This window comes from Myxococcus sp. XM-1-1-1 (genome assembly GCF_020037095.1).
Classification (GTDB): Bacteria; Myxococcota; Myxococcia; order Myxococcales; family Myxococcaceae; genus Myxococcus; species Myxococcus fulvus.
In genome coordinates this window covers 238,703-265,390 of the sequence record NZ_JAIQDH010000013.1, presented here as the reverse complement: position 1 = coordinate 265,390, position 26,688 = coordinate 238,703, and the positions used below count along the sequence as shown (strand labels likewise).

Below are 26,688 nucleotides of genomic sequence, written 5' to 3'. Positions count from 1 at the left end.
CCGGCAAGTTCAGCCGCGCCAGTGTCCGCGAGGCCCACGCCACCGCGCTCACTCACAGGCTCCGGCAAGTTCAGCCGCGCCAGTGTCCGCGAGGCCCACGCCACCGCGCTCACTCACAGGCTCCGGCAAGTTCAGCCGTCAGTGTCCGCGAGGCCCACGCCACCCCGCGCTCACTCATAGGCCCGGCAAGTCAACCGCGCCAGCGCCCCGGCAAGCGGCCCGCGCCACCTCACTCAAGGCGAGCAACCCTCGCCAGCGCCCCAACGAGGCCCGCGCACCACACCCACTCGGGAGCCCAGCACACCCCGTGGACTCGGTTCGCCCCTGCCTCCGTCAGGGCCTCATTGAGAGGTCGTCCCCGAAGCCTCTAGCCCAGCGCGAAGCCCCCTACTCCCACCGCCCTCCCGCCCATGCCCGACCTCCCCCATCCGCCCCACCTGAACTCCTCGGAGCACCAAGCAGCACCACGTTCCACGGGCTCCCGCGGCCGCTCGTGCAAGGGCGTTCGCGCTGACACATGCTGCGTGCGCACATGAGTTCGCGATGGACGACGAGCGCGCTGGGCAGGGCCGTGCATGAGATGGCCGGCGGCCTGCCGCGCACCTACTGGGTGCTGTGGGTGGGCACCCTGGTCAATCGACTGGGCAGCTTCGTGGTGCCCTTCCTCGCGCTGTACCTCACGCGCGAGCGGGGCTTCAGCGTGGAGCAGGCGGGCCTCACCGTGTCGCTCTACGGCGTGGGCGCGGTCATCGCGAGCCCCCTGGGCGGCATGCTCGCGGACCGCGTGGGCCGGCGCCTGACGCTGGCGGGCGGCCTGTGGCTCGGCTCGGTGGGCATGCTCCTGCTCGGCTTCGCGCGCGAGCCCTCCTCCATCGCGCTCGCCGCCTTCTGCCTGGGCATCCTCGGAGAGCTCTACCGTCCCGCCGTGTCCGCCGCGGTCGCGGACGTCGTCACCCCCGAGGACCGGCAGCGCGCCTTCGGCCTGCTCTACTGGGTCATCAACGTGGGCTTCGCCGTGGCGCTGCCGCTCGCGGGGCTGATGGTCCGCTTCGGCTACGTGACGCTGTTCGTGGCCGACGCCATCACCACGTTCACCTACGGGTGCTGCATCTGGTTGCTCCTGCCGGAGACGCGCCCCGCCCGCACCGCGTCGGAGGACGCCCAGGCCCCCGGCGCCCTGCGCTCGCTCCTGACGCCCTTCCTGGACCCGACCTTCGTCGCCTTCGCGCTGCCCATCCTCGGCGTGGCCATCATCTTCCATCAGAGCCAGGTGTCGCTCCCGCTCGACCTGAGCGCGCGCGGCCTGAGCGAGGCGCAGTTCGGCGCGGTGCTGTCCGTCAACGGCCTGCTCATCGTCGCGCTCCAGCCCTTGTCCCACCGGGCGCTCAAGCACCTGCGCCGCGCGCACTCGCTCGCGCTGGCGGCGGCCCTCACCGGCCTGGGCTTCGGCCTGCACGCGCTGACGGGCAACGTCGCGCTCGCGGCGCTCGCGGTGGCCATCTGGACGCTCGGCGAGATGGCCCAGGCCCCCGTCGCGCCCTCCGTCGTCGCGGACCTGGCGCCCACGCGGCTGCGCGGCAGCTACCAGGGCGCGTACCACATGCTCTGGGGCCTGGCCTCCAGCGCCGCGCCCGCGCTCGGAGGGCGGGTGCTGGGGCGCGCGGGCACGTCCGCGCTGTGGCTCGGGTGTCTGGTGCTGGGGCTCGTCTGCGCCGTGTGGCAGCTCGTCATCGCCCCCGCCCGCCGGCGCCGCCTGGATGCCCAGCGCGCGGTGGGCGCGCAGCTGAGCCCGCTCATCGACTGAAAAGACCACGGGCGGCCTCCCCGACTCGGGAAGACCGCCCGTGTTTCACTCCCGGGTGTCGGGAGCGTGGACTACGGCTTGGTGTAGCTGATGGCCAGGTTGTACGTGCCCGCCGTGTAGCCGCGGACCTGGACGTACGCGCTCGTCTGGCCGGCGGGCACCGTCAGCTCGCACGTCTCGGCGGCGCCCGTCTGGTACGGGCGGCAGTTGTACGCCGTGGTGGTGGGCGCGGAGCCGAAGCGGACGTAGAGGTCCGGGTCACCCGAGCCCGTCATCACGACCTTGAACGTGCTGCCCGCGACCACGGTGTACGCGGGGAAGTCGGTGACGCTGCCCGAGGCCACCGAGCCCGACTTCGTGTCCGTCGCGGGCGTGCCACCCGCGTCCGGACGGGTGTAGTTGATGGTCAGCGTGAAGGTGGCGGCCGTGTAGCCGCGCACCATGACGTACGCCGTCGTCACGCCCGCGGGCACCGTCAGGTTGCAGGACTCCGACGCGCCGCTGAGGTACGGGCGGCAGTTGTACGTCGTCGTGGTGGGGGCCGCGCCGAAGCGCACGTACAGGTCCGGGTCACCCGTGCCCGTCATCGTCACGTTGAAGGCCGTGCCGGGCACCACGTTGATGGCCGGGAAGGCGTTGTTGGTGCTCGCCGCCACGGAGCCCGTGAGCGTCGTCGTCGTCGGGGTGCCCGTGCCAGGACCCGGCGGCTCCGGGTCCGTGCCGCCCGGTGCGCCGTAGAGCGCCACGGCGCCCTGCGCGTCCAGCGCGGTGATGACCAGGTCCCCGTTCTGGGTGCCGTTGCACTGCGGATAGTGCATGACGGACGCGGAGTCGTACGCCGTCAGCTGACGCCAGTTGTTGTCCTCGAAGCACGTGCCGGCCTGGGGACGGGTGTGCTCGTGGCGGAAGCCCAGCGTGTGGCCCAGCTCGTGGCGCAGGATGCCCTCGAGCGTCCACGGCGGGATGCTGCCGAAGGCCGACGTGTCGATGAGCACGTTGCGGTTGGCGCGCGTGTCGTTCGGGAAGAACGCGCGGGCCAGGTACTGGTTGCCCGAGTTCACGATGCGCACGTCGAAGACGACGTTGCCGTTGCTCGCGGTGCAGTTGCCGTCCTGCGCCACCACGTGCACGAAGTCCACGTTGGCCACGGCCTCCCAGGCCTCGGCCGCGCTCTTCATGGCCGCCACCGCGGTGTTGTACCGGGTGCCGAACGACGAGGAGCTCACGCAGTAGGTGATGTTCTTCTTCTGCGTCGCGTTCCAGGCCGCGTCCACGCCGCCCGCGGTGTGGACGATGAGCTGCCCGTTGCGCACGTTGTTCTCATAGAACTCGCGCAGGTGCTTCTCGCTGGCGAACGGCGTGTCACCATCCGCGATGAAGATGCCGGTGTCGGGCTCCTGGTACACGCCCGCGAGGAACTCCTCCCACGACATTCCCTGGCTGACCTCCTCGGAGGGGGGAGGGGTGGTGTTTTCGCCGCCGCAACCGGCCAGCAGCGCCAGGCCCGCGAGGGCACCGACAATCTTGGACTGGGACATGAACATCCTTCTTCGCAGAGGAATGAGGCTCCCGGACTCCCACAGCCCGGGGACCCCTGCCCTGAGCAGGTGTCATGCCATCCAGGTAACTAGCGGATTTCCCTTAGCTTCCCACTGAAACACCCGGTATCCACGGAGCGCCTGGACTCCACGCCTCGGGGACCGCGGCGTAAAGACTCATGACACTTTGAAGTCCGTGTCCTTTGATTCCAAATGGTTACAACCCCGTAACCAAAGTGTCCTGGGACAGGACACCTGAGTCGAAAGGTGTCGCGGGTCCGTACGGACTCTGGTTACAGGGGCAGCGGCGACTTACAGGCCCAGCAGCGTCTCCGGCCGGTTGAGGCCGCGCGCGCGGGCCAGGGGCTGGAGGACATCCGCGGGGGGCGCGTCCGCGGTGAGCAGCAGCGCGCGCACGGCGGTCTCCACCACGTCCTCGGCGCCCGGGCGCACCATGCCCCGGCGCGCGTCCTCCACGCGCTTGCCCCGGTACGCATCGAAGCGCTCCTTCACCCGGCGGGCCAGGTCCGACACGGCCTTGTCGCCCACCTCCACGCGCAGCTCCAGCTCGTTGCGCAGCTGCACCGGGTCCGCCAGCACGCCGTACCGGTCGTAGCCCTTGTGCGCCAGGTCCTCGTGCATCACGGAGAAGTCATCCGTGTGCGGCGCGGGCACCTGGGACTTGAGCAGGTCCCGCATCACCGCGGTGACGGAGGCCGTCACGGTGAGCCGGTGGAGCTGCACGTCGTAGACGAAGTCCGAGTACATCGGCTCCTCCACCGTGACGGGCTCGCGGAACGTGGTGTCGCGGTGGCGCTGCACCTCGATGCGCTGCGTCTCCGACTTCTCCAGCGCGGCCTCCAGGCTGGCCTCCTTGACCTTCACCGCCGCCAGCAGCAGCGCCAGCGCCTGCTCCTCCTTCGCGCAGGAGCTAGAGGCGCAGCGGGCGGGGCTGCACTCCCCGGGCAGCGTGCCGGGCTTCTCCGCCTCGCGCGCGGCCTCGCCGCACTCCTTCAGCGCCTCCAGGCACTCGCGGCGCTCGCGCTCGCGGCAGCGCTCCGTCCCCGCGCGCAGCAGGTTGAGCTCCGTCTGCAGGCGCAGGTACTCGCGCAGGGCCTGGGCCTGCTTGCGGTCCACCTCCTCCTGGGTGCGCTCGGCCTGCAGCAGCTTCGTCTCGAAGCCGGCGCGGCGGGGGTTGGGCACGGACGTCTTGCCCGCGAGGTAGCGGTGCGAGCGCTGCGAGTCCTCCACCGCCTTGAGCGGCAGCACGCGCTCCAGCGACAGGTCCAGCTTCACGCCCTCGCGCCCCTCGGGGGCCTCGGTCACCACGCGCAAGGGCAGGTGCGTGGGCAGCATGGCCGCCAGCCGCCCCGCCGCCAGCCGCTGCGCCACGTCGGGCGCGCCCGCGCGGTCCTCCACCGGCGTCGCCACGACCAGGAAGGCCACCTCGTCGCGCAGCTTCTGGCGCACCGCCTCCGCCCGCTCGCGCGCCGCGGTGGCGCCCACGCGCTCCTGGTCCGCGCGCACGTAGGCGACGAGCGCGTTGCCCAGCTTGCCCGCCTTCTCCAGCCCGTCCCCGGTGTTGAACCAGCGCTTCGCCCACGCCACCTGCACCGCGTCCAGGGCCTTCTTGGCGCCCGCGTGGTCCGGGGCCACCGCCAGCACCGCGTCCAGCTCCGCGCGCGCCTCCTGGAGCTTGTCCGCCTTGAGCGCGGTGAGCGCCACGGCCACCCGCTCGTCCAGCGTCACGTTGAGCAGCTCCCTGGCCGCCACGTTCTCCGCGTCCAGCTCCAGGGCGCGCACCAGCCGCTTCATGGCGCCGTCCAGGTCGCCCGCGTCATGGACGCTCCGGGCCTCCTCCAGCACCACCTGGCTCCAGGCGCGGCGCACCTCGCGCAGCTTCACCGTCACCTCGGAGGCCTCCGGGTCCGCGGCGAGCGCGCGCAGATAGGCCGCCTCCGCCTCCGCCCACTTCTGCTGCTGGCTGGCGGTGTCGCCCTCCTTCACGGCGCGGGAGAAGGCCGAGCAGGCCGTCAGGGCCAGCAGCGCGGCCAGGGCGAAGGCGCCGAGCGCGCCGCGGGACGACGAGGGAGCCGGACGAGGGGGACGGGGGGGAGCGGACACGCCCGCATCTTCCGGGAAAGGCGCCACCGGGTGAAGTGTTCGGATGAAGCCAGCCCTCCCCGCCCGCGCCCGCCAGGCCCCTCCCACACGCCTGGCGCCTCGCCCCTCGAACGGACGACCCCGCGGGTTGGCAACCCTTGCTGCTGGCCCTTATCAGGTGCACCTCGTGGTGCCCGCGCTCCGGACTCGCAGATGGGAATGACGCGTCGCACCAGCCGGTAAACGGTTCATCGCACCCACGAGGGGGGCAAGAGAGTCATCATGTCCTGTCCACAGCCACGTCCCACCGAGTTCCGCCTGCCCATGCGCGCGGAGTCCTTCTCCATCGAGGAGCACCGCAACGTGCACTGCCGCTTCTATGGCGGCTGCATCGACGTGGCGGTGCGCCAGGATTGGGACAGCTTCACCTGCTCCAGGTGCCCCCTGTTCCAGCAGGACACCGCGCCCGGCGCGGACCAGTACGCCTTCAACCAGCCCGCGGAGAACGGCAGGCCCTAGGCCGCCCGTCCGGACTCCGCTGGACCGGCCCTCCCTCCAGGTGCGGGAGGAGGGCCGGGGGCCTCCGGGGTTCTTGTCCTTCGCAAGGCGGTGGGAGCGCCGGACCCACGCGCCGCTCGTTGGATGTCTCCTTCCGGCCGCTGTGAGCCCGAGCGCATGACCTACCGTCCCGTCGTCGTCCTGGCCGAGGATGATGGCCTCCTTCGAGAGGCGGTGGCCGAGGCCATGGAGCTGGAGGGCTACCGCGTCGTGCCGTGCGACAGCGGCTTTTCCGCCCTCAAGGCCTTCTTCGCCGAGCCCCGCGTGGACGTGCTGGTGCTCGACTGGCTCCTGCCCGACATCGAGGGCCGTGACCTCATCCGGCTCCTGCACGCGCAGCGTGAGCTGTCGGACCTGCCGGTGGTGCTCACCACGGGGCTGGAGTTGGAGCTGCCCAGCTTCGAGGGCGCGGTGTGCCTGTTGCGCAAGCCCTTCGATTCGACCGAGCTGTCGCGCATCCTCCACCGGCTCACCCACCCGACGCGTTCCACGACGCCGGCCCGGTCCTTCGCGCCCACCGACTCGCGCGTCGTCTGACGCGCGGCTTCCCAAGCAGCCCCTCGCGCCGCATCTTGAAGGCCGTGTGTCCCCTGTCGTGGGGACACGGGCCTTCGCATGCAAGAGCACCGGGTCAGCTCATGGCTGGAGCTCCAGGAGGCGCTGTTCGCGGACTCCTGGAACGAGGCGCTGGGCCGCCACCGCGCCAGCTACGTGTTCCGCGGCATGCCCCACGCCGAGCACGACCTGTCCACCGCGCTCAACCGCCGGGGCCTGTTCGTCCGCAAGGAGAAGGACCTGCTGCGCGCCTTCCGCAAGTACGCGCGCGGCACGCCCCGTGAGCCCCTGGACTCCGTCTGGGATTGGCTCGCCCTGGCGCAGCACCACGGCCTGCCCACGCGCATGCTGGACTGGACGTTCAGCCCCTACGTCGCGCTGCACTTCCTCACCGAGGACTCGGACCTGGCGCACGAGGACGGCGTGGTGTGGTGCGTGGACTACCGGGAGACGAACCGGCTGCTGCCCCGCCCGCTCAAGACGCTGCTCAAGCGCGAGGGCGCGGACGTGTTCTCCGGGGAGATGCTGGCGGAGGTGGCGCCGTCCATCTCTGATTTGGACCGGCTGGCGAGCCACCCGTTCGTGCTCTTCTTCGAGCCGCCGTCGTTGGACGCGCGCATCGTCAACCAGTTCGCGCTCTTCTCGGTGATGAACGGGCCGGACGCGCGCCTGGACAGCTTCCTGGAGCGGCGCAAGCAGGGGGTGCGCCGGCTCATCATCCCCGCGGACCTCAAGTGGGAGGTGCGCGACAAGCTGGACCAGGCGAACCTCACCGAGCGGGTGCTCTTCCCCGGCCTGGACGGGCTGAGCCGCTGGCTGCGTCGCTACTACAGCCCGCGGCCCAGGTAGGCCGCCGCCTCAGGCGTGCGCGTGCACGTGGGGGCCGGGGTGGTGGTGCTCATCGTCCTGGTCGTTCATCGTCACGTCACCGACGATGCCGCGCGCCCGCTGGTTTTCAGTCACCTCGCGGATGTCCTTCTCCCACTTGTTGCCGGCCGCGCCGAAGAGGATGACGGCGAAGATGATGAGGCCGAAGAGGAGCGTTCCAATGAGCGCCGCGCCGAGAATGGTCATCGCTGGACCTCGAGGTTGGGGGCCGCCACCCGAAGAGCGCCGGCCAGGTTGAACGCACCCCTGAAGGGTGTGTCCTCCTTCTTCCCGCCGCGACCCGTGCCGCGCGCCCGCCAGGCCCGCCCCTCGAGTCAGCGGGCGGGCGGCCAGGGGGTTGCCGGGGTGTCCCTTCACTCCTCGGTGACGAACTGCCGCGGCAGGCTCAGCCAGAAGGCCGTCCCCTCCTGGGCGGAGGACGACACGCCCAAGAGGCCCCCGTGGGCCCGGACGATTTCGTGGGTGATGTAGAGCCCCAGGCCCAGGCCGTTGCGCTGCGCGCTGCGCTTGTCCTGCGCGCGGCCGAAGGGGTCGAAGATGGAGCCCAGGCGCTCGGCGGGGATGGGCAGGCCCCAGTTGTGGACCTCCACCCGCACGCCGCCCTCCGCGTCCGCCACCGTCACGCGCACCACGGTGTCCTCCGGGGAGTACTGCACGGCGTTGCCCACCAGGTTCGACGCCGCCTGCGCGATGCGGTCCCCGTCCCAGTCCCCCCAGCCGTTGCCCGTGAGCGACAGCTCGAACTGGCGGCGCGGGTGCGCCACCTCCAGCTCCTCCACCACCTGGCGCAGCACCTCGTGCAGGTTCATCCGCGCCCGCTCCAGCACGTACCCCGCGCCCAGCCGCGTGCGCGTGAAGTCGAGCAAGTCATTGATCATCCGCGCCATGCGGTCCGCGGAGATGGAGATGCGGTTGATGGCCTTGCGCTGCGGCTCGCTCAAGCCCCCGTGACGCAGCAGCAGTGACGCGTTGCCGGCGATGGCCTGCAGGGGGTTTCGCAAGTCATGGCCGAGGATGCCCAGGAACTGCTCGCGGAACGTGGCCGTGCGCCGCGCGGCCTCCTCGCGCTTGAGCCCCTCCTCCACCCGCTTGCGCTCGATGGCGTACCTGAGCGCGCGCACCAGCAGCGGCCCCGACACCTGGCCCTTCACCAGGTAGTCCTGCGCGCCCTCGTGCACCGCGCGCACCGCCAGGCGCTCGTCGTCCGTGCCGGTGAGCACCACCAGCGGCACCGACGGCGCGGCCTGGAGCAGCGGCGGGATGTTGCCCAGCCCGTGCCCGTCCGGCAGCGACAGGTCCAGGAGCACCGCGTCCACCGGCGGCCCCTCGCTCACCACGCGCACCGCGTCCGCCAGGCGCTCGACGTGGAGCACCTCGAAGCGCGTGGCGGTGACCTCGCGCAGCTCCTCCTGGAGCAGGAGCGCGTCGCCCGGGTTGTCCTCCACCAGCAACAGCCGCAGCGGGCGCTCCTCGGTGCCGATGTCACTCATGACGACACCTCGGAAGACGCGGGCACCGACGGCGCCAGCGGCAGGGTGAACCAGAACGTGCTGCCCTCGCCCACCTTGGACTCCACGCCGATGCGACCTCCCAGACGCTCCACGATTTTCTTGCAGATGGCCAGCCCGATGCCCGTCCCGGCGAACGACTCCTTGCCGTGCAGGCGCTGGAAGATGACGAAGATGCGCTCGAAGTCCTGCGCGTCGATGCCGATGCCCCAGTCCCTCACCGTGAAGCGCGCCTCCGCGCCCTTCACCTCGGCGGCCACCTCCACCCTGGGCGGCGCGGCCCCGTGGAACTTGAGCGCGTTGCCGATGAGGTTCTGGAACAGCTGCACCAGCTGCGTCTCGTCCGCGAGCACCATCGGCAGCGGGCCTGTCTCGAGCTGGGCGCCCGACTCCTGCAGCGCCACCTGGAGGTTGGCCCGCGCCCGCTCCACCGCGCGCCCCGCGTCCACCGCGCGCGGCTCGCGGCCCTGCGTGCCCACGCGCGAGTACGTCAGCAGGTCCTGGATGAGCCGCTGCATGCGCGTGACGCCGTCCACCGCGTAGTGGATGAAGGTGTCCGCCTCCGCGTCCAGCTTGCCCTGGTAGCGCCGCGCGAGCAGCTGCGTGTAGCCGGCCACCATGCGCAGCGGCTCCTGCAGGTCGTGCGAGGCCACGTAGGCGAACTGCTGGAGTTCCTCGTTGGAGCGAGCCAGCTCCTTGGCGCGCAGCCGCAGCGAGTCCTCCGCGCGCCTGCGCTCCAGCCCCTGCGCGAGCGCGTCCGCCACCGCCGCCAGCGCCGCCACCTTGTCCTCGCCCAGCACCGTCCTGCTGTAGAGCCCCATCACGCCCACCAGCTGCCCGCGCACCAGCAAGGGGATGCCCGCGAACGAGCGCAGCCCCGTCTCGCGAATCCACGTCGGGTCCAGCACCCGGGCGTCGTGCTCCATCTTGTCCACCCAGACCTGCTCGCGCGTGCGGGCCACCTCCGCCACCAGGCTGCCGCCGTGCACCGCCACGCGCGCCCACTTCTCGCGCGGCGGCGCGAACACGCCCGCGTTGCCCACCAGCTCCAACATGGCGGAGCTGCGCGAGTACAGCCACAGCCGGGCCACCTGCGCGTCCAGGTGGCGCACCAGCGCCTCCGCGCAGCCCTGGAGGATGTCGGCGACGGAGCCCTCCTTCGCCAGGGCGCCGCTCATCTCCGCGCGCAGCGCCTCCAGCCTGCGGGCCACCTGCTCGCGGTCCAGCCGGCGCAGGCCCTCCTCCACGCGGCGCTGGGCCGTCATGTCCGTGTTGGTGCCAATCCACTCGCGCAGCTTGCCGTCCGAGTGCAGCACCGGCACCGCGCGCGCCAGCGTGGGCGAGTACGTCCCGTCCGGACGGCGCAGCCGGTATTCCACCTCGTACGGCTTCACGTCCGTCACCGCCGCCGTCCAGGCGCGGCTGGCCGCGTCCCGGTCCTCGGGGTGGACGGCGTCCAGCCAGCCCGTGCCCTTCCATTCGTCGTACGACTGGCCGGTGTACTCGCGCCAGGAGGGGCTGTCCTCCTCGATGAAGCCATCCGGCCGCGTCACCCACACGGCCTGCGCGGTGGCGGTGACGAGCGAGCGGAAGCGCTCTTCGGCCCGGCGTGCGTCGCGGAACAGGCGCGCGTTGTCCAGCGCCACCGCGGCCTGGGACGCCACGCCCTCCACCAGCCGCGCGTGCTCCTCGCCAAAGCGCCCCGGCTCCGCGTGCCCGAAGAACAGCCCGCCGAGAATCTCCCCGGAGCGGCTCTTCACGGACACCGCCAGGTAGCTCCTCACCGGCAGGTGCCCCTGGGGCATGCCGTGGTACGGGGCGCTCCTGCCGTAGTCGGGCTGGCGCGTCACGTCGTCGTACAGCCGCGAGCCCTCGCCCCGGAAGGTGGGGCCGAAGATGGCGGTGTTGCGCGGCATGGGCAGGTGCGCGAAGGACTCCCGGGGCGCGCCCGACAGCGTGTAGAGCAGGTAGGACTCGCCGCGCTCGTCCACGCGGTTCTCGAAGAAGGCGCCGAAGCCCGCGCCGGTGAGGGCCACCGTCTCGTCGGTGATGCGCTGGACGAGCACGCCCGGGTCCAGCTCCGACGACAGCGTCTCGCCGATGCGCAGCAGCGTCTGGGCGGTGCGCCGCTCCTCCTGGCTGCGGCGCAGCGAGGCCTGGGCCTCGCGGTACAGGCGCGCGGTGTCCACCGACAGCGCGGCGCGCGAGGCGAGCTGCTCGCCCAAGGCCAGGTCCGCCCGTCCGAAGCGCCGGCTGGACTCGGCCGTCACCAGCGTGAGCGCGCCCAGGGTGCGGCCGCGCGCCTTCAGGGGGATGAGCATGGCCGAGCGCAGGCCCAGCGCCGTGAGGAAGCGCAGGTGCTCCCGGTCCCGCGCCGCCAGGGCCAGCACGTCGTCGGACACGGACTCCAGCAACACGGGCCTGCCCGTGCGGATGACGGCCAGCACGCCGTTCGGGTCGTCCTCGCGGGGCGGGTAGCGCACCCGCACCTCCTCGGCCAGCCGCACCCGGCTGGGGTCCACGTGCGCCACCGCCACCTGGCGCGTGCCGCCGTCCTCCTCCACCAGCTCCACCGCGCACCAGTCCGCCAGCTGCGGCACCGCCAGCTTCGCCAGCAGCGCCAGCGTGTCGTCCAGGTCGAGCGCGGACGAGGACAGGAGCGCCCCCGCCTCCGCCAGGAAGCGCATGGACTCCGAGGCGCGCTTGGGCTCCTCGATGTCCGTGGTGGTGCCGAACCACTGGAGGATGTCGCCCTTGGCGTCGCGCAGGGGGCTGGCGCGGCCGAGCATCCACCGCCAGGCGCCATCATGGCGCCGGCAGCGGAACTCCACCTCGTAGGGCTCCCCCGTCGCGAGCGAGTGGGCCCAGCGCCTGCCGGCCTCCTGCGCGTCCTCCGGGTGGAAGATGCGCCACCAGCCGTCGCCCAGCGCCTGCTCGGGCGTCAGGCCGGTGTACTCGTACCAGCGGCGGTTGAAGTAGACGTGGTGCCCGTCGGGGCGGGTCATCCAGACGAGCTGGGGGAGGCTCTCCAGGACCTGGAGGGACAGCGCGCCCGGGGACAGGTCCACGGTGGGGACCGGCGCCTCCGGGGGGGAGTGGGGAGGGGACATGGAGCGCACGTGACCTTAACAGTCCGCACAGGGACCGCCCTTTCGGCACCCCTGGGTTTTCCACCATCCGACAATCGTCCCCAGGGACAAGGCCCCGGCGGCTCCCTCCCCGGGAGGGACGGCTGCGACCCGCTGGGAATCCCTCGCTCCATACCTGACACCAGACACGCGACCTGTCATTTCATTGCACCCCAATGCCTGACATCTCCAGCACGGCACGCGCCTCCAGCGAGTCTGGGTTCAACCGGCCGGAGGGCCACGAACTCGAATGACAGACACGGGATTGCCGGGAGGCAGTCCGGACAGGCCGCCGTGGAGACCGCCATCGTCGTGCCGATGAGGGTCTTCAGGGTGCTGGGCATCATCCAACTGGAGACGCTCGCCGGTAGGACACTGAAGGTGAGCGAGTACTCCTACTGCGGCGGCATCACCGCCGGGTGGTCCGCCTCCGTGCCCAGCCTCGGGCTGGTGCGGATGAGCGGAGAGAGTCCCTTCCAGCTCGTGGACTCCGGCGTGGGCGGAGACCCGTGGAAGAAGCGTGCGGTCCCCGCGCCCACCGCCCGGAAGTGAGCGTCAGCGAGAGGACGGCCCCAGCACCAACCCCTGAACTGAAGATACGTCACCACCCGCGCGCGGGCGGACAGCAGCGTCGCGCGACCCAGAGCCCCCTCACGGTGCTCAAGGACAACAGCACCTGCGCGCCCGAGGCCACGGCCACCGCGAACCCCATCATCGCCCGACGTCCGCCGAGCAGCAGGGACTCCTGGACGAGCCACGCCGCGCAGGCCCCGAAGAACCCCAGGGCCACGACATGGAACAGGACGGTGGACACGGGCAGCGTGAAGGCTTTCATGACCAGCCCGGAGCGCATCACACCTGCCAGGCTTTGGGGAAGCCCCCAGGCCCCTCAGCGCTTGCGCCGGGACACGGCGGTGCCAGGGACGGACTCGACGAGCTGCCGGTACTCGCGGGGACTCAGGCCCGTCACCTGCTTGAACTGGCGTGACAGGGCGCTCTGGTCGCAGAAGCCCACGGACAGCGCGATGGCGGCGATGGGCTCGCGCACGTCCTCCACCAGTCGCTCCGCCGCGGCGTCGATGCGCGTCTTCATGATGAACTGCCCCGCGGAGAGCTGGAAGATGCGCCGCATCCGCCGCTCGAACTGCGCCGCGGACATGCCCGCGCGCCGCGCCAGCGAGTCGATGCGCAGCCGCTCCCCGTAGTTCGCCTGGATGAAGTCGATAGTCGCCGCGAAGCGCTCGTCCACCAGCCCCGCGCGCCCCGGCTCGTGGATGTCCTTTGACAGACACGCCAGCCCCATCACGTCGCCCGTGGCGTCGAACAGCGGCACCTTGCTCGTCAGACACCAGCCCGGCTCGCGGTTGTTGAACAGCGTCAGGTCCAGGTTGTCCACCAGCGGGCGCCCCGTGCGGAACACCTTCTCGTCCTGCCGCACGTACCGGTCCGCCATGTGCTGGGGGAACAGCTCGTGCGCCGTGCGCCCCACCGCCGCCGCCTTGCTCTTCAGCCCGCAGCGCTCCGCGCACGCCTCGCTGATGCACACGTACCGGCCCTGGATGTCCTTCACCGAGAAGACGATGTCCGGCACCCGGTCGAACAGCGCCTCCGCGAACAGCGGGTTCGTCACCCGCCCCATGAAGTCCACCCGCCAGTGCTCCAACGCCTCTCGCCCTTTGGTCGTTTCCATTCATCCCCGCGTGGGAAAGACACAAGAACAGCGCACCGGCCCAGGAATACCTTGAACACCGCGTGAAACCCACGTCGGCGTCGTCCAGTCCTGTCGACACCGTGCGGCAAAGCCCCCACCCCGAGGAGCACGAGCATGCGCAGTCCAATCACGGATTGGTGTCGCTGTCACATCGTCCTCGCCCTCTGTATCGGAGTCTTCGCCCCTGGAGCGGACGCCCGCCCCGGGGCTCCCCCGCCGACCGGGTCCGCCCAGCGCCTTCACGGGCTGGAGCATGCCCATCAGCGCATCCTGCCCGACGAGCGCTCGCCCGACGTCGCGCCGGAGCAACTCCGTCAGGAGCTCGCCCCACCGCCTCCCGCCCGGGCGTTGCTGGCCGCCTGTGACACGGCGGCCTTCGGCTCGGCCAGCGGCGCGGCGCTCGTCACCCTGGTGAAGGGCTCCACGGAGGCGTGCGTCAACACGCTGTTCGGTGTCACCGGCACGCTGGCGCGGCAGGTGTTCATCGAGAGCAAGATGGTCACCATCGCCAACGCGCTCACCACCAGCGCACAGGCCTACGTGGGGGACAACAGCGGGCAGACGCTCCAGCTCATCCTGTTCCTCCGGGCCGGGTACTACGTGCAGTTCTACAGCCCGGACGTGGTGGGGGCGTACGGCACGGCGCTCGGCAACGCCATCCGTCCGGCGCTGGCGGCCTTCGTCGCCAACAGCCACTTCCGGGACGTCAACGACGCGCACGGCGCGGTGCTGCGGGAGTTCGTCACGCTCATCGACAGCGCGGGGGAGAGCGCGCGGCACCTGGCGACGTTCAAGGGGCTCCTGGACCGCTTCAACACCACCGCCGAGACGTTCTGGTACATGCGCGCCGCCACCAACAACGTCTTCGTCGGCCTGTTCCGGGGACACTACGACGCGGCCTTCATCGCGGCCGTGCAGCAGGACAGCGCCATCATCGACGCGCTGGAGTCCTTCGGCCTGCGCACCGAGCACCTGCTGGGCACGGACAACCAGTACCTCACGGTCAACGCCGCGCGCGAGCTGGCGCGCTTCCTCCAGTACCCGGGCGCGCTCCAGGACAAGTCGCGTCCCAAGGTGCGGGCGCTCATCGCGAACCACCAGATGACGGGGCCCACGGCGGGCGTCTGGGTGGGCGCCGCGGAGATGGCGGACTACTACGACGGCGCGAACTGCGCGTACTACGGCATCTGTGACTTCCGTCGCACGCTGGAGCAGGCGGTGTTGCGCGTGACGTACAACTGCGGCGCGACGTTGCGCATGCGCGCGCAGGACATGACTTCTTCGCAGTTCAGCCAGAGCTGCGCCAAGCTCGCCGCGCAGGAGACGTACTTCCACGACATGCTGAAGACGGGGCGCGTGCCGGTGGCCGGGGACAACAACACCGCGCTGGAGATGGTCATCTTCGACAGCAGCCTGGACTATCAGACGTACGCGGGGGCGCTGTTCGGCATCGACACGAACAACGGTGGAATGTACCTGGAGGGAGACCCTTCCGCGTCGGGCAACCAGGCGCGGTTCATCGCCTACGAGGCGGAGTGGGTGCGGCCCACGTTCCAGATATGGAACCTGGAGCACGAGTACGTGCACTACCTGGATGGCCGCTTCGACATGAAGGGCGACTTCGGCGCCAGCGTGAGCCAGCCCACCATCTGGTGGATTGAGGGCCTGGCTGAGTACATCTCGAAGAAGAGCGACAACGCGAGCGCGGTGGCGGTGGGGGCCGGCAAGGCGTTCCAGCTCAGCCAGATTCTGCGCAACGACTACAACAGCGGCACGGAGCGCGTGTACACGTGGGGCTACCTCGCGGTGCGCTTCATGTTCGAGCGGCACGCGGACCAGGTGGGCACGTTCCTGGGACAGTTCCGGGCGGGGAGCTACGCCGCGTATCGCCAGTCACTCGACGCGCTGGGCACGGCGAACGACCCGGAGTTCCACGAGTGGTTGACGTGCGTGGCCACCGCGAGCGACCCGAGCACCTGTGTGAATCCGGGTCCGGGGCCAGGGACGGGGACACCGTGCACGGGCTCCGACTCCAGGATGCTGGGCAATGGCTGCTACCGCGGGCCGCTGTCCGCGACGAGCGGGTTGCAGTACTTCTACCTGTGGGTGCCCAATGGCGCGCGCAACCTGCGCTTCCAGATGAGCGGCGGCACGGGCAACGCGGACCTGTACGTGCGCGCCTCGACGTGGCCCAGCCTCACGACATACGACCACCGGCCCTACCTGTCAGGCAATGACGAGACAGTGGACATCCCGTCACCGCCGACCGGCAGCTACATCTACCTGATGCTCAACGCCCGGACGCCGTACTCGGGCGTGAAGCTGGAGGCCCGCTTCGACACGGGGCCGTAAGACGAGGGACGACTCCCGGGTGGACGTGGCGCCACCTGGGAGTCGAGTCACTCCCGCTTCAGCACGCCATCCACCGTGCGCCACAGGCCCAGCGGGTTCGACTCGCGCAGTTCGACCGGCAATAGCGCGTCCGGCACGTCCTGGTAGCACACGGGCCGCACGAAGCGGCGGATGGCCCCGGTGCCCACCGCGGTGAAGCGCCCATCCGAGCTGGCCGGGAAGGGCCCGCCGTGCACCATCGCCGGGCAGACCTCCACGCCCGTGGGCACCCCGTTCACCAGCACGCGCCCCACGCGGTCCGTCAGCACGGGGAACAGCTCCGCCGCCACCGCCGTGTCCCCCGCGTCCATCAACACCGTCGCCGTGAGCTGTCCCTCCAGCCCGGACGCCACGCGCACCAGCTCCGCCGCGTCCTTCGCCGGCGTCAGCACCGCACAGCTGCCGAACACCTCCTCGGTCAGCGCGTGCTCCGCGAGCACCACCGTGGCTGGCGCCTCGAACAGCGCCGCGGCCCCGAGCGCCGCCCGAGACTCACCCCGCACACAGGTCCGGGTGTCCGTGCGCGCCGCGAGCCGGCCGACGCCCTCACGGAAGCGCTCGGCGATGTTCGGCGTCAGCATGGGCGCGGGCGACGCCGCACCGAGCTTCTCCGCCAGCCGCGCGCGGAAGGCCTCATACCCCAGCCCCTCCACCGCCACGACCAGGCCGGGCGAGGTGCAGAACTGTCCCGCCCCCTGGAGAATCGACGCGGCCAGCGAGTCCGCCATCGCCTCGGGTCGCGCGGCCAGGGCCTCCGGCAACACGAAGATGGGATTGATGGAGCCCATCTCCGCGAAGACGGGAATGGGCAGGGGACGGGAGGCGGCCAACGCCATCAACGCCTGTCCTCCCTGACGCGAGCCCGTGAAGCCCACCGAGCGGATGGCCGGGTGACGCACGAGCGCCGCGCCCACCTCCGTGCCCGCGTCGAACAGGAGCGAGAACACACCTTCGTGCAGGCCACACGCGGACACGGCGGCGCGGATGGCCAGGGCCGCGCGCTCCGAGGTCGCCGGGTGCGCGGGGTGGGCCTTGGCCACGACGGGACAGCCCGCGGCCAGCGCGGACGCGGTGTCACCTCCGGCCACGGAGAACGCGAGCGGGAAGTTGCTCGCGCCGAACACCGCCACCGGTCCCACCGGGCGCAGCATCGAGCGCAGGTCCGCGCGCGGCAGGGGCTTCCTGTCGGGCAGCGCGTGGTCGATGCGCGCGTCCACCCAGCTGCCCTCCTCCAGCAGTCGCGCGAACTGGCGGAACTGTCCCGCCGCGCGGCCCAGCTCCCCCTGGATGCGCGCGGGAGGCAGGCCCGTCTCCTTCGGCGTCACCGCGAGGAAGTCCGCCTCCGCCGCGAGGAGCGCCTCGGCGATGTGCTCCAGGAACACCGCGCGCTGCCGCGAGGACAGGGCCGCGAGCGACGGCGCCGCCTCCGCCGCGAGCGAGCACGCCCGCTCCACCTCATGCGGCCGCGCGGCGTGGAAGCGCACCTCCAGCGCCACGCCCTCCGCCGGGTTCCATCCGGTGAACGTCGCGCCACCGGGCTCGCCGCGCCCGGCGCCAATCAACGACAATCCCATCCAGCTCATGCCACTACCTCACGTCGGGGAGGGACACGGGCGTGCCCCTCGAAGCTTCGACCTCGGCTACGTCACACCACGAATCGGCCCTACAGCGCGGGGCGGTTCGCCAACGCCTCGCGCAGCACGCGCAGGCACTCCTCACGCTCGGCGCCCACCAGCTCCATCCGGGGCCCGCGCACCCGCTCGTGGCCCCAGCCCATCTCCTGCTGCACCAGCTTGATGAGCTGGACGAACTTGGGGACGGTGTCCAGGCGCAACAGCGGCAGGAACCACCGGTACAGCGCGAACGCAGCGTCCTTCTTGCCGGCCAGGGACAGCTCGAGCAGGCGCACCGACTCGGCGGGGAAGGCATTCACCAGCCCGGCCACCCAGAAGCGCGCGCCCGCCTCCACGCCCTCGACGAGGCAGTCATCCACGCCCACGCCCAGGGTCAGCCGGTCGCCCAGCAGGGCGCGGATGCCGGTGACGCGGCGGGCATCGGTGGAGGACTCCTTCACGGCGACCGCATTGTCGTGCTCGGCGGCCAGCTCCGCCAACTGCGCGGGCGTGAAGTCCGTCTTGTAGGCCACCGGGTTGTTGTAGAGCAGGCACGGCAGCTTCGTGGCGCGGAGGACCGTGGACATGTGCGCCTTCATCTCGCGCCAGTCGCTGGAATAGACATACGGCGGCAGCACCATGAGGCCGGCGCACCCGGCCTCCTCGGCGGCGCGGGCCAGCCGCACGGCCTCCGCGGTGGACAGCGCGGCGATGCCGGGGATGACGGGCGCCTTCACCGCGGACACGCACGTGCGCATCAGCGCGACCTTCTCCTCGGAGGTCAGCGTCGCGCCCTCACCCAGCGAGCCGCAGGGGATGAGGCCCGTGCAGCCCTGCGAGATGAGCCACTGCACGTGCGAGCGCACCGCGCCGTGGTCGACGGACAGGTCCGCGTTGAAGGGGGTGGTGATGGCGGGGAGGACACCGGACCAGAGGCTCATGACTTGCTCGTGTGGGAAGGGGAAACGTCGGAGGGAGGAAGGCGCAGGCTGCCGATGCGCGCGGGGAGACAGGGCGGGCGCACGTCCTCGCCCGACCAACCAAAGAGCGTCTGCGCCGCGGGGCCGCAGGTGCGCCCCTGACACGCGCCCATGCCCAGCCGGGCGTACAGGCGCGCCTCGCGCAGATTCGTGCAGCCCTCCAGCGCGGACAGGGGCACGTCTTCACAGCGGCACAGCAGGGTGTCGGGCCGGGCCAGTCGGCGCAGCTCCTCGCGGGGTGCGTCGTGCCGCGCGAGGTGGACGGAGAAGTCGCGCACGCCTCGCCAGGCACGGGCGAGAGACTCGGGGACGGGACGGCCCGCGGCGACGAGGCCCGCGAGCTCGCCGGTGACGAGCGCCTGGTCCACACCGCCGATGCCGAGCAGCTCGCCCACGGCGTGCACGCGAGGGACTCGGGTCTCCAGTCGGTCGTCCACGAGGACCGCGCCGTGGGAGACCTCGCAGCCCAGCAGCCGGGGCAGCTCCAGGTTGGGCACGAGGCCATAGGACGCGCCCAGGTAGTCGCAGCGCAGGTGCTCCTCGTGGCCTCGCACGGACAGGCGCACGGACTCCAGGCGGTCCGTGCCCTCGGCGGCGAGCACCCACGCGTCCGTGGACGTGGGGACGCTGATGAGCTTCGCGGTCATCACCGCGCCCTGGAGCAGCTTCGAGGGATGGCGCCAGAGCTGGAGCGCGAAGCGCCAGTGGTCCGCGGCGGGAGCCTGCTCGGCGATGGAGAGGATCTCTCCGCCGTGGGACTGAATCGTCGCGGCGGCGGCGAGGAGCAGCGGCCCCGTGCCCGCGAGCACCACGCGCTTGCCGCGAATCGGCAGGCCGTCCTTCACGAGCACCTGGAGACCGCTGACACCGAGCACACCGGGGAGCGTCCAGCCGGGGAACGGGAGGAAGCGCTCACGTGCACCCGTGGCCAGGATGGCGCGGCCATGGTGCACGGTGAACGAGGAGGCGCCCTCCTCCACCAGGAGCACACCGGGCTCGGGCGAGGCGATGACCCGCGCGCCAGGACGGAAGCGAGCACCCGAGGCCGCGAAGCGCGTGAGCCACTTGCGCGCGAGCGGGTTCTTCCCCGTCCGTGCCTCACCGCGCCAGATCTGCCCACCGGGCTCGGGCTGCGCATCGAGGACCAGGACCTTCAATCCCGCCTCGGCCGCATGACAGGCGGCGGCGAGCCCACCGGGTCCCGCGCCGACGATGACGACGTCACACGTCTCACGCATCGGGGCGCTCCTGTTCGGACACACAGCGGGCCGTGACGCACAGGAGACGGCGAGCCTCGCACCCACTCGGCAACGAGGAGGAGACACGCGCAACTCCGGGCATGAATCCCTCACCCATCGGTCACCACCTCCAGGTCGTCACGACACGGCGTCAGGCACGTGAGGACCTCGGATACGCCGTCGACGGTGGCCCGACACTCGAAGCACACGCCCATGCCGCACAGCGGGCCCCTAGGACGTCCACCCAGGTCCGCGCGGCTGACGAACCGCTCCGTCATCGCGAGCGCCGCGGCCACGGAGGTGCCCGAGGGAACGGTGACGGCTTGCCCGTTGATACGCAGCGTGACGGAGGCAGGTGCCTTGCGCGACGGCTCACCCATGGGGCACCTCGCGACGACGCGGCCTCCAGGAGCCTTGCGACTCCTGCTCATGCATCAGCCCACCGGCGGCGTAGAGCGACGAAGCGCCCATCCATGGGCGGCGCACGTCCGTCGAGGCGCCCTGCGGCACCCACTCACGCATGTGCCACCTCGCGAGTCGCCCCACCCAGGAAGCGAGAGGGCGAGTACGCCGACACATCGATGGCGCTCGTCCGCCCGAGCATCTGGTCCGCGACCAACCGCGCGCTCCCCGTGGCGGTGGTGATGCCCAATCCCTCATGCCCACAAGCCAGCCACAGCCACGGCTTCTCCGGATGCGCCCCCAAGAGCGGCAGTCCATCCGGGCTCGCCGGACGCAGTCCCGTCCACACGCGCAGCGCCTGCAAGCCATCGAGTCCCGGGAGGAACATCGCCGCGCGCTTCAGCATGCGCTCCAGGATGGCGGCCTCCACCTCACGGCTCGCCTCCCCGGGCTGCCGCGACGACCCGAGCAGCAACTGCCCGGTGACCCGGGGCTGCGCATTGAACGCGACCGACGCCCCATCCGTGCCATGCGCGCTCTTGAGATACCCCAGCTCCACGAGCTGGTGATGCACCACGGGAGCACCGCGCCGCGTGATGAGCAGGTGGCCCTTGCGCGGAGAGATGGGCAGCTCCGGACAGAGCGAGGGACTCGCCACGCCCGCCGCGAGCACCACCCGCCCGGCCTTCAGTACCTCTCCGTTCGCCAGGACGACACCCTCGGGCCGCAGCTCCCGGACCGGACATCCCGTCATCACCTTCGCCCCACGCGCCTGCGCCCTCTGCGCGAAGGTCCGCGCGGCGACCGGCGGATACAACACGGCGTCATCCGGCACCCGCAGCGCACCGACGAGCCCGGGGGCCAACGCAGGCTCCGCCTCGTACAACGCGGCCGCATCCAACACCTCGGCCCGAACACCCGCGGCGCGATAATTGGCGACCTTCGCGGAGACGGCGGCCATCTCCTCGTCATCAGCCGCCAGCCACAAGGTGCCGCACGCGTCGTACTCCACGGTGCGCGGCAGCCCCTGCGCGAGCTGCCGCCAGAGCGACACGGAGTACGCGGTCAGCGCGAGCTCCGCCGCGTTGTCATCCATCGCGACCAGGTGTCCCATCCCGCACGCGGTGGTCGCGGCGCCGATGGAGCGCGCCTCGACGAGCGCCACGGACATCCCCTCGGTGGACAGCGCCTCCGCGAGCGCCGCGCCGACGATGCCACCGCCGACGATGACGCAGTCGAAGGCGCTCATCCGATGCCCCACGCGAACGGGTCCTTCGGGTCCACCAGCAGCGTGGCCTCCGCGTTGACGGACGCGGTGCCCGTAATCGTGGGCAGGACGCGCTCGCCATCACGCACGTAGCGCGCCTGGAACCGGCTGCCGATGATGCTCTCCTGCACCCACGTATCGCCCTCGGCGAGCGCGCCCTCCGCGGCCAGGCACGCCACCTTGGCGCTCGTCCCCGTGCCACACGGAGAACGGTCATACGCGAGCCCCGGGCACAGCACGAAGTTGCGCGCATCCACGCCCGGCGTCGGCGACGGCGCATACAGCTCCACGTGGTCGATCTCCGCGCCGCCCTCCCCCGTGATGCCCTGGTCCGCGAGCGCCTGCTTGATGGCGGACGTGTACGCGAGCAGCGCAGGCACCCGCGCCAGCTCCAGCGGCGGGTTCGTCGCGCGCGAGAGGAAGAACCAGTTGCCGCCCCACGCGATGTCGCCGTGCACCTCGCCATGCCCGGGCACGTCCACCTTCACGTCGTGCGCCCAGCGGTAGCTGGGCACGTTGGCGATGCTGACGCTCCCGTCCGGGTGCAGGGTGGCCTTCACCACGCCCACGGGCGTCTCCAGCGCGTGCACGCCGGGGCCGATGCGGCCCAGGTGCTCCAGCGTCTTCACCACGCCGATGGTCCCATGGCCACACATGCCCAGGTAGCCGACGTTGTTGAAGAAGATGATGCCCGCGACGCTCGAGGCGCTGACGGGCGGGCACAACAGTGCGCCCACCATGACGTCCGAGCCCCGGGGTTCACAGACGATGGCCTTGCGGAAGTCGTCGAAGCGCTCCCGGAACCGCTCGCGCAAGCTCGCCAGGTCGCCCGTGCCCAGCTCCGGGCCGCCCTCCGTCACCACCCGCGTGGGCTCACCCCCTGTATGACTGTCGATGACTCGAATGCGCCGCATGCGGACCAAGCCCTCCACCCGGACCTCCCGGATGCAACCCTAGGAGTCCTGGAGCGCGGTTTCTTGCGCGATTCGACCACACCCGCGTGGCAAACACGCAAATGCGCCGGGAGCGAGGAGCCCCCCTTTCCCGCCCCGCGGCGCCATGGCCTCGGCACCGGGTGACGCACCCGGCCACGGCGCCCGCCTCACGGCCCTGGCCGCGTGTCAGCCCTCCGGGCGAGGCTGTGCCTTCTCACGCAAAGGGAGCACGCAATGAACCTTCGGAAGCGAAGTGGAGTTGTCGTGGTGGCCTTCTTCCTGACGGCCTGTGGTCCGGACTCCGATGCCGGGAGTCCCCAGGCCCGGGACACGTCCACGCACCAGCGAATCTCGGACCCGTGGACGTGTGACCCCGCGGACTGGTGCCGGGTCGACTCACACACCCTCGACTGCCCTCCCGGCGCCCCCGAGACGGTCGCCTACGCCTGGCCCACCCAGGGGGGTGGATTCTGCACCCAGCGCTTCGCGTGTGGTCCCTTCCACCCGCTCTGCGCCGGCCCCATCGAGCCGTAATCCGGATGGCATCCGTCATGGAATAGCATCTGTTCCTCACCCCTCAAGGAGCACGACATGCATCCACGCAACTTCCTGGGAGTCATGCTGACGGCCGCGGTCCTCACGGGCTGTGGAGTCGCTCACGACGGCGAGGAGCAGGTCCAGGACGGGACGTCCCGGAGCGCCAGCGACGTCTGCGACGGCACGACGGCCTGGGAGTACTACTACTACGCGGACCCCTCGATGAGCGGTGAGCCCACCGGCGTGGTCATCTGCAAGTGCCGCGGCGTCATCCAGACCTGGGGCGACACCACGCCCACGCCCTATTACTACTACTGGAGTGGCCTGTGCGGCGGCGGTGAAGCCGCCCACTGAGGCCGCTTCCTCCCTCTCGTCCACGCCGCGAGGAGCGTGGACGAGACGCACTCCCTCAACTGCCCAGCGTGCCGGACTCGAGCGCCTTGCGCGCCGAGCCGGCCATGCTCTGCGCCAGCGTCTGCACCGAGCGCGTCACGTTGCGCGTCTCCTCGACGACCCGCAGCGTCTGCTGCATCTGCTCCGACATGTCCTGGATGGCCACGGCGATCTGCGACGTGCCCGCGTCCTGCTGTGACACGGCCGCCGAGATCTGCCGCACGCTGTTACTTGTGTCGCCGATGATGCCCGCGAGCTTGCGCAGCTGCGTGCCGGAGACGCGCACCGCCTCCACGCTCACCCGGACGCGCTGCTCGCCCTGCTCGCTCATCTTCGCCGCCTCGCGCATGCTGCTGCTCACACCCTCCAGCACCTCGCGGATGCGCTGGGTGGCCAGGATGGACTGGTCCGCGAGGCTGCGCACCTCGCGAGACACCACGCTGAAGCCCCGGCCGTGCTCGCCGCTGCGCGCCGCCTCGATGGCCGCGTTCACCGCGAGCATGTTGGACTGGTCCGCCAGGCCCTTCACCGTGTCGACGATGCCCGCGATCTCCCGCGTCCGCTCATCGAGCGCGAGGATGCGCCGCGCCATCTCCGACACCTCCTCGCGGATGGCCTCCAGGTTCGTCAGCGTCTTGTCCAGCGCCGCGCCGCCGTCGCGCCCCGCCTCCTCCGCGGCGACGATGGACTCGGCCAGCACACGCGCCTTGTCCGCCGTCACCAGCGAGCCCTGGCGAATCTCCTGCACCGTCTGCTCCAGCTCCTTGAGCGCCGTCGCCTGACGTCCGATGCCGTCCGTCTGCTCCTCGCTCGAGGTGCGCAGCTGCTGCGCCACCGTGGCCAGCTCCCCGGCGCCGGTGCCCATGCCCTCGGCCAGCTCGCGCACGTCCTTGCGCCGCGCCTCCAGCTGGCTCGCGTGCGACGACAGCGAGCGCACCACATGCGAGGAGCGCCGCGCCACGATTCCCACCAGCGACGCGGTGAAGGCGAGGAAGCCCCAGTGGATGAACATCCCCTCCATCTTCACCCAGCCCAACAGCGGCAGCATCGCCGCCACCAGGACCAGGGTGAGCACCCCCAGGCCCGCGCTGAAGATGCGCGCGTCGACGTTGCCCCGGAGCGCGGCCACCACCGCGACGATGACGTACGTCAGCAGGACCGGAATGGAGTACAGCATGAGCACCTGGAACAGCCGGCTCGCCGTCCCCAGGTCCACCATGGCCACCACGGCCTGCAGCGCGGCGAGCACCGTCACCGTCCACACCACCGCGCTGAACCAGCGCGCGCGCCCCTCCAGGATGCCCTCCTGGATGAACCAGCCCAGCCCCGGCAGCACGCAGTAGGCCGCGAGGAACGTGGCGCGCCACAGCGACAGCTCCACGCCCCACACCGCGCTCACCACCCCGCTCATGCCCACGAGCAGCACGCCCGCGCCGCCGGAGAACACGCCGAGCGCCAACAACATGCGCCGCTGCCGCCCCAGCAGCGACATGCCCAGCGCCACCTGCGCGATGACCAGCAGCAGGTTGCCGGTGACGAGACAGCCCAGCCCCGTGCGCACCACCCGCGCCAGCAGCTCGTGGCGAGGCCCCACCCGCGCGTGCTGGCTCACGCCCATGGCCGCCGTGCTGCTCTGGATGCGCAGCAGCACCCGCGAGCCCTGCGCGGAGGCGGGCAGCGGAATCAGCTGCGCCCAGATGGACTCGCGCACCTCGGTCCCCGACGGGTTCAGCTTCCCGTTCGCGTAGACACGCTGGCCGTCGACATAGACCTCGTACGCGTTGGTCACCGAGCCCAGCATCAGCGCGGGCTCACCCCATCCACCTCGAGGCACGGGGATGCTCACCCACAACATCGTGTGCGCTTCCCGACCCGGCGGGACCTTCAGCGCCTCCATCGACTTCCAGTCGACCTTGTCGGGCTCCTTCGCCCACGTGGGCACGCCGTCCGGCCCCAGCGGTGAGTCTCCCCAGTGATGGAGCCACCCGTCCTTCAACTCCATGACGCTCGCGGCGCGTGTCTGCGCCTGGGCCGCGGAGCTCCACGCCAGCACCAGCATCCAGCACAGCACCACCAGCCAACGCGTGGATTGCGACACGCGGTGACGCCCTCTGCAAACAGCAGGACCGCGACGCGAGACACGACACGACGACGACACGCGCTGCGAGACAGGAGACCAAGACATGTATGGCGATGCTCGTGTGTTCGAGACATCGCTGTAAACGGGTCCACCCCACCCCGCCCGTCTGCTCCTTCCCCGCGTGTGAGCAGGCTCGAGACGGACGTCGACACTTGGAACACTGCTCCACTGTCTTCATGGAACAAACTCGCGTCACGCGAGCCAATCACGAACAAACCGCGAGCTGTGTCATGCATGTATCCATGTCGACACGCTGTATCGGGGCGCCGGCCCCGAAGAGGCCCTCCGCCGAGCGGGTCAACGGTCCGGGCCGCCTCCCCACCTGCCCGGGTGGGATTGTTGCCCGGTGAGGGTTACTTCCGGCCGCTCAAGGATTTCCGGCTAATCCGTCGTTAAGAAGGAGCACGGAGATGGTTCCGGGGGCGGTCCAGGTAGGACCGAGGGGGATACATGAGCACGGCGGAGCTGGCGGAGTTGCTGGAAGGGGCGCGGGAAGAGGACTCGGGCGCTCGGGATGCGCTGATGGCGGCGGCCTGTCGGGAGCTCCAGTGGAGGCTCTCGCCGGAGGTGTCCGAGCTCACGCCCCAGCACCCCGTGCGGCTGGTGGAGGAGGCCTGGGCGCGGCTGTTCGCGGCGGGCGTCCCCCTGGAGTCCCGTCCCCGCTTCCTGTGCGCCGCGTCGCGCGCCATGCGCAAGGTCCTGGTGGACCGGGCCCGGGCGCCGCTCCTCCTGCGTCGCGCGGCGAGGCGCGAGCGGGTGAGCCTGCGTCACCTGGGAGACGAAGCGCCGGCGGGCGCCGAGCTGGAGGTGCTCCAGCTGGAGGAGGCCCTGTCGGAGCTGGAGTCCTTCCAGCCCCGGCTCGCGCGGCTGGTGGAGCTGCGCTACTTCGCGGGCCTGAGCCTGCCCGACACGGCCGGGGTGCTCGAGGTCTCCCAGGCGACGGCGCGCCGGGACTGGTCCTACGTGCGCGTCTGGCTGACCGAGCGCTTGAGCCACTGA

General features: G+C 71.1%; 24 protein-coding genes. 9 read left to right on the top strand and 15 right to left on the bottom strand.

The genetic code is table 11. The features are described 5' to 3' along the window. The first annotated feature begins 532 nt into the window (after positions 1 to 532). Positions 533 to 1,804, top strand: a complete 1,272-nt coding sequence (locus K8640_RS24945) for an MFS transporter (RefSeq protein ID WP_223749341.1) — start codon at positions 533 to 535, stop codon at positions 1,802 to 1,804. Positions 1,805 to 1,875: 71 nt separating this feature from the next. On the opposite strand, the gene K8640_RS24940 is transcribed toward K8640_RS24945, so the two are convergent. Then, positions 1,876 to 3,342, bottom strand: a complete 1,467-nt coding sequence (locus K8640_RS24940; protein WP_223749340.1) for a M57 family metalloprotease — start codon at positions 3,340 to 3,342, stop codon at positions 1,876 to 1,878. Between the two features lie 312 nt (positions 3,343 to 3,654). Then, positions 3,655 to 5,466: an outer membrane exchange accessory lipoprotein TraC gene (gene traC, locus K8640_RS24935; protein WP_223749339.1), complete on the bottom strand. Its 1,812-nt coding sequence runs from the start codon at positions 5,464 to 5,466 to the stop codon at positions 3,655 to 3,657. A 261-nt stretch (positions 5,467 to 5,727) separates the two neighbouring features. Here traC and K8640_RS24930 point away from each other — a divergent pair, with 261 nt between their 5' ends. The 3 genes from K8640_RS24930 to K8640_RS24920 all read left to right on the top strand — a co-directional run bounded on the left by K8640_RS24930 (position 5,728) and on the right by K8640_RS24920 (position 7,407). After that, positions 5,728 to 5,964, top strand: coding sequence for a hypothetical protein (locus K8640_RS24930; protein ID WP_046710939.1), 237 nt, complete (start codon positions 5,728 to 5,730; stop codon positions 5,962 to 5,964). A 156-nt stretch (positions 5,965 to 6,120) separates the two neighbouring features. Beyond that, positions 6,121 to 6,540 carry a response regulator gene (locus K8640_RS24925; protein ID WP_223749338.1) on the top strand — a complete coding sequence of 140 codons (420 nt, stop codon included), beginning with the start codon at positions 6,121 to 6,123 and terminating at the stop codon, positions 6,538 to 6,540. 78 nt (positions 6,541 to 6,618) lie between these two features. Further along, complete coding sequence (locus K8640_RS24920; RefSeq protein WP_223749337.1) at positions 6,619 to 7,407, top strand: FRG domain-containing protein; 789 nt, start codon at positions 6,619 to 6,621, stop codon at positions 7,405 to 7,407. Between the two features lie 9 nt (positions 7,408 to 7,416). Here K8640_RS24920 and K8640_RS24915 read toward each other — a convergent pair whose 3' ends face one another. From K8640_RS24915 to K8640_RS24905, 3 genes are all read right to left on the bottom strand, one after another. Beyond that, the gene (locus tag K8640_RS24915) at positions 7,417 to 7,632 is read right to left on the bottom strand and encodes a hypothetical protein (protein ID WP_223749336.1); all 216 of its coding nucleotides are present in this window, start codon (positions 7,630 to 7,632) and stop codon (positions 7,417 to 7,419) included. Between the two features lie 167 nt (positions 7,633 to 7,799). Further along, positions 7,800 to 8,936 (bottom strand): HAMP domain-containing sensor histidine kinase, encoded by a 1,137-nt coding sequence (locus K8640_RS24910; RefSeq protein WP_223749335.1) that lies wholly within the window; start codon positions 8,934 to 8,936, stop codon positions 7,800 to 7,802. Next, positions 8,933 to 12,064, bottom strand: coding sequence for a GAF domain-containing protein (locus K8640_RS24905; RefSeq protein ID WP_223749334.1), 3,132 nt, complete (start codon positions 12,062 to 12,064; stop codon positions 8,933 to 8,935). The genes K8640_RS24910 and K8640_RS24905 overlap by 4 nt, the downstream gene beginning before the upstream one ends. 399 nt (positions 12,065 to 12,463) lie before the next feature. Here K8640_RS24905 and K8640_RS24900 point away from each other — a divergent pair, with 399 nt between their 5' ends. After that, positions 12,464 to 12,634: a hypothetical protein gene (locus K8640_RS24900; protein WP_223749333.1), complete on the top strand. Its 171-nt coding sequence runs from the start codon at positions 12,464 to 12,466 to the stop codon at positions 12,632 to 12,634. 49 nt (positions 12,635 to 12,683) lie between these two features. Here the strand turns inward: K8640_RS24900 and K8640_RS24895 are convergent, their stop codons facing one another. Both K8640_RS24895 and K8640_RS24890 read right to left on the bottom strand, forming a co-directional pair. Continuing rightward, positions 12,684 to 12,917: a hypothetical protein gene (locus K8640_RS24895; RefSeq protein ID WP_223749332.1), complete on the bottom strand. Its 234-nt coding sequence runs from the start codon at positions 12,915 to 12,917 to the stop codon at positions 12,684 to 12,686. 54 nt (positions 12,918 to 12,971) lie between these two features. Then, the gene (locus K8640_RS24890; RefSeq protein ID WP_223749331.1) at positions 12,972 to 13,772 is read right to left on the bottom strand and encodes an AraC family transcriptional regulator; all 801 of its coding nucleotides are present in this window, start codon (positions 13,770 to 13,772) and stop codon (positions 12,972 to 12,974) included. A gap of 135 nt (positions 13,773 to 13,907) precedes the next feature. Between K8640_RS24890 and K8640_RS24885 the strand changes: the two genes are divergently transcribed. Continuing rightward, positions 13,908 to 16,145 carry a M9 family metallopeptidase gene (locus K8640_RS24885; RefSeq protein WP_223749330.1) on the top strand — a complete coding sequence of 746 codons (2,238 nt, stop codon included), beginning with the start codon at positions 13,908 to 13,910 and terminating at the stop codon, positions 16,143 to 16,145. Between the two features lie 47 nt (positions 16,146 to 16,192). Here the strand turns inward: K8640_RS24885 and K8640_RS24880 are convergent, their stop codons facing one another. The 7 genes from K8640_RS24880 to K8640_RS24850 form a co-directional block, all read right to left on the bottom strand. Then, positions 16,193 to 17,767 carry an aldehyde dehydrogenase (NADP(+)) gene (locus K8640_RS24880; RefSeq protein WP_223749329.1) on the bottom strand — a complete coding sequence of 525 codons (1,575 nt, stop codon included), beginning with the start codon at positions 17,765 to 17,767 and terminating at the stop codon, positions 16,193 to 16,195. A gap of 80 nt (positions 17,768 to 17,847) precedes the next feature. After that, positions 17,848 to 18,738, bottom strand: a complete 891-nt coding sequence (locus tag K8640_RS24875; protein ID WP_223749328.1) for a dihydrodipicolinate synthase family protein — start codon at positions 18,736 to 18,738, stop codon at positions 17,848 to 17,850. Continuing rightward, a complete protein-coding gene (locus K8640_RS24870) occupies positions 18,735 to 20,015 on the bottom strand; it encodes an FAD/NAD(P)-binding oxidoreductase (RefSeq protein WP_223749327.1) in 1,281 nt (426 codons plus the stop codon). The genes K8640_RS24875 and K8640_RS24870 overlap by 4 nt, the downstream gene beginning before the upstream one ends. A gap of 110 nt (positions 20,016 to 20,125) precedes the next feature. Further along, positions 20,126 to 20,395 (bottom strand): (2Fe-2S)-binding protein, encoded by a 270-nt coding sequence (locus K8640_RS24865; RefSeq protein WP_223749326.1) that lies wholly within the window; start codon positions 20,393 to 20,395, stop codon positions 20,126 to 20,128. Further along, entirely contained in the window at positions 20,388 to 20,537 is a 150-nt protein-coding gene (locus tag K8640_RS24860; RefSeq protein WP_223749325.1) for a hypothetical protein, read from the bottom strand. Before K8640_RS24860 ends, K8640_RS24865 begins: the two co-directional genes overlap by 8 nt. After that, positions 20,530 to 21,666, bottom strand: a complete 1,137-nt coding sequence (locus tag K8640_RS24855) for an FAD-binding oxidoreductase (RefSeq protein ID WP_223749324.1) — start codon at positions 21,664 to 21,666, stop codon at positions 20,530 to 20,532. Before K8640_RS24855 ends, K8640_RS24860 begins: the two co-directional genes overlap by 8 nt. Next, positions 21,663 to 22,598, bottom strand: a complete 936-nt coding sequence (locus K8640_RS24850; RefSeq protein WP_223749323.1) for a 4-hydroxyproline epimerase — start codon at positions 22,596 to 22,598, stop codon at positions 21,663 to 21,665. Before K8640_RS24850 ends, K8640_RS24855 begins: the two co-directional genes overlap by 4 nt. A 255-nt stretch (positions 22,599 to 22,853) precedes the next feature. On the opposite strand from K8640_RS24850, the gene K8640_RS24845 reads away from it, so the two are divergent. Then, the gene (locus K8640_RS24845; protein WP_223749322.1) at positions 22,854 to 23,153 is read left to right on the top strand and encodes a hypothetical protein; all 300 of its coding nucleotides are present in this window, start codon (positions 22,854 to 22,856) and stop codon (positions 23,151 to 23,153) included. A 57-nt stretch (positions 23,154 to 23,210) separates the two neighbouring features. Next, positions 23,211 to 23,510, top strand: coding sequence for a hypothetical protein (locus tag K8640_RS24840; protein WP_223749321.1), 300 nt, complete (start codon positions 23,211 to 23,213; stop codon positions 23,508 to 23,510). Positions 23,511 to 23,565: 55 nt separating this feature from the next. Here K8640_RS24840 and K8640_RS24835 read toward each other — a convergent pair whose 3' ends face one another. Beyond that, a complete protein-coding gene (locus K8640_RS24835; protein ID WP_370640387.1) occupies positions 23,566 to 25,647 on the bottom strand; it encodes a methyl-accepting chemotaxis protein in 2,082 nt (693 codons plus the stop codon). A 492-nt stretch (positions 25,648 to 26,139) separates the two neighbouring features. On the opposite strand from K8640_RS24835, the gene K8640_RS24830 reads away from it, so the two are divergent. Then, positions 26,140 to 26,688 (top strand): ECF-type sigma factor, encoded by a 549-nt coding sequence (locus tag K8640_RS24830; protein WP_223749320.1) that lies wholly within the window; start codon positions 26,140 to 26,142, stop codon positions 26,686 to 26,688.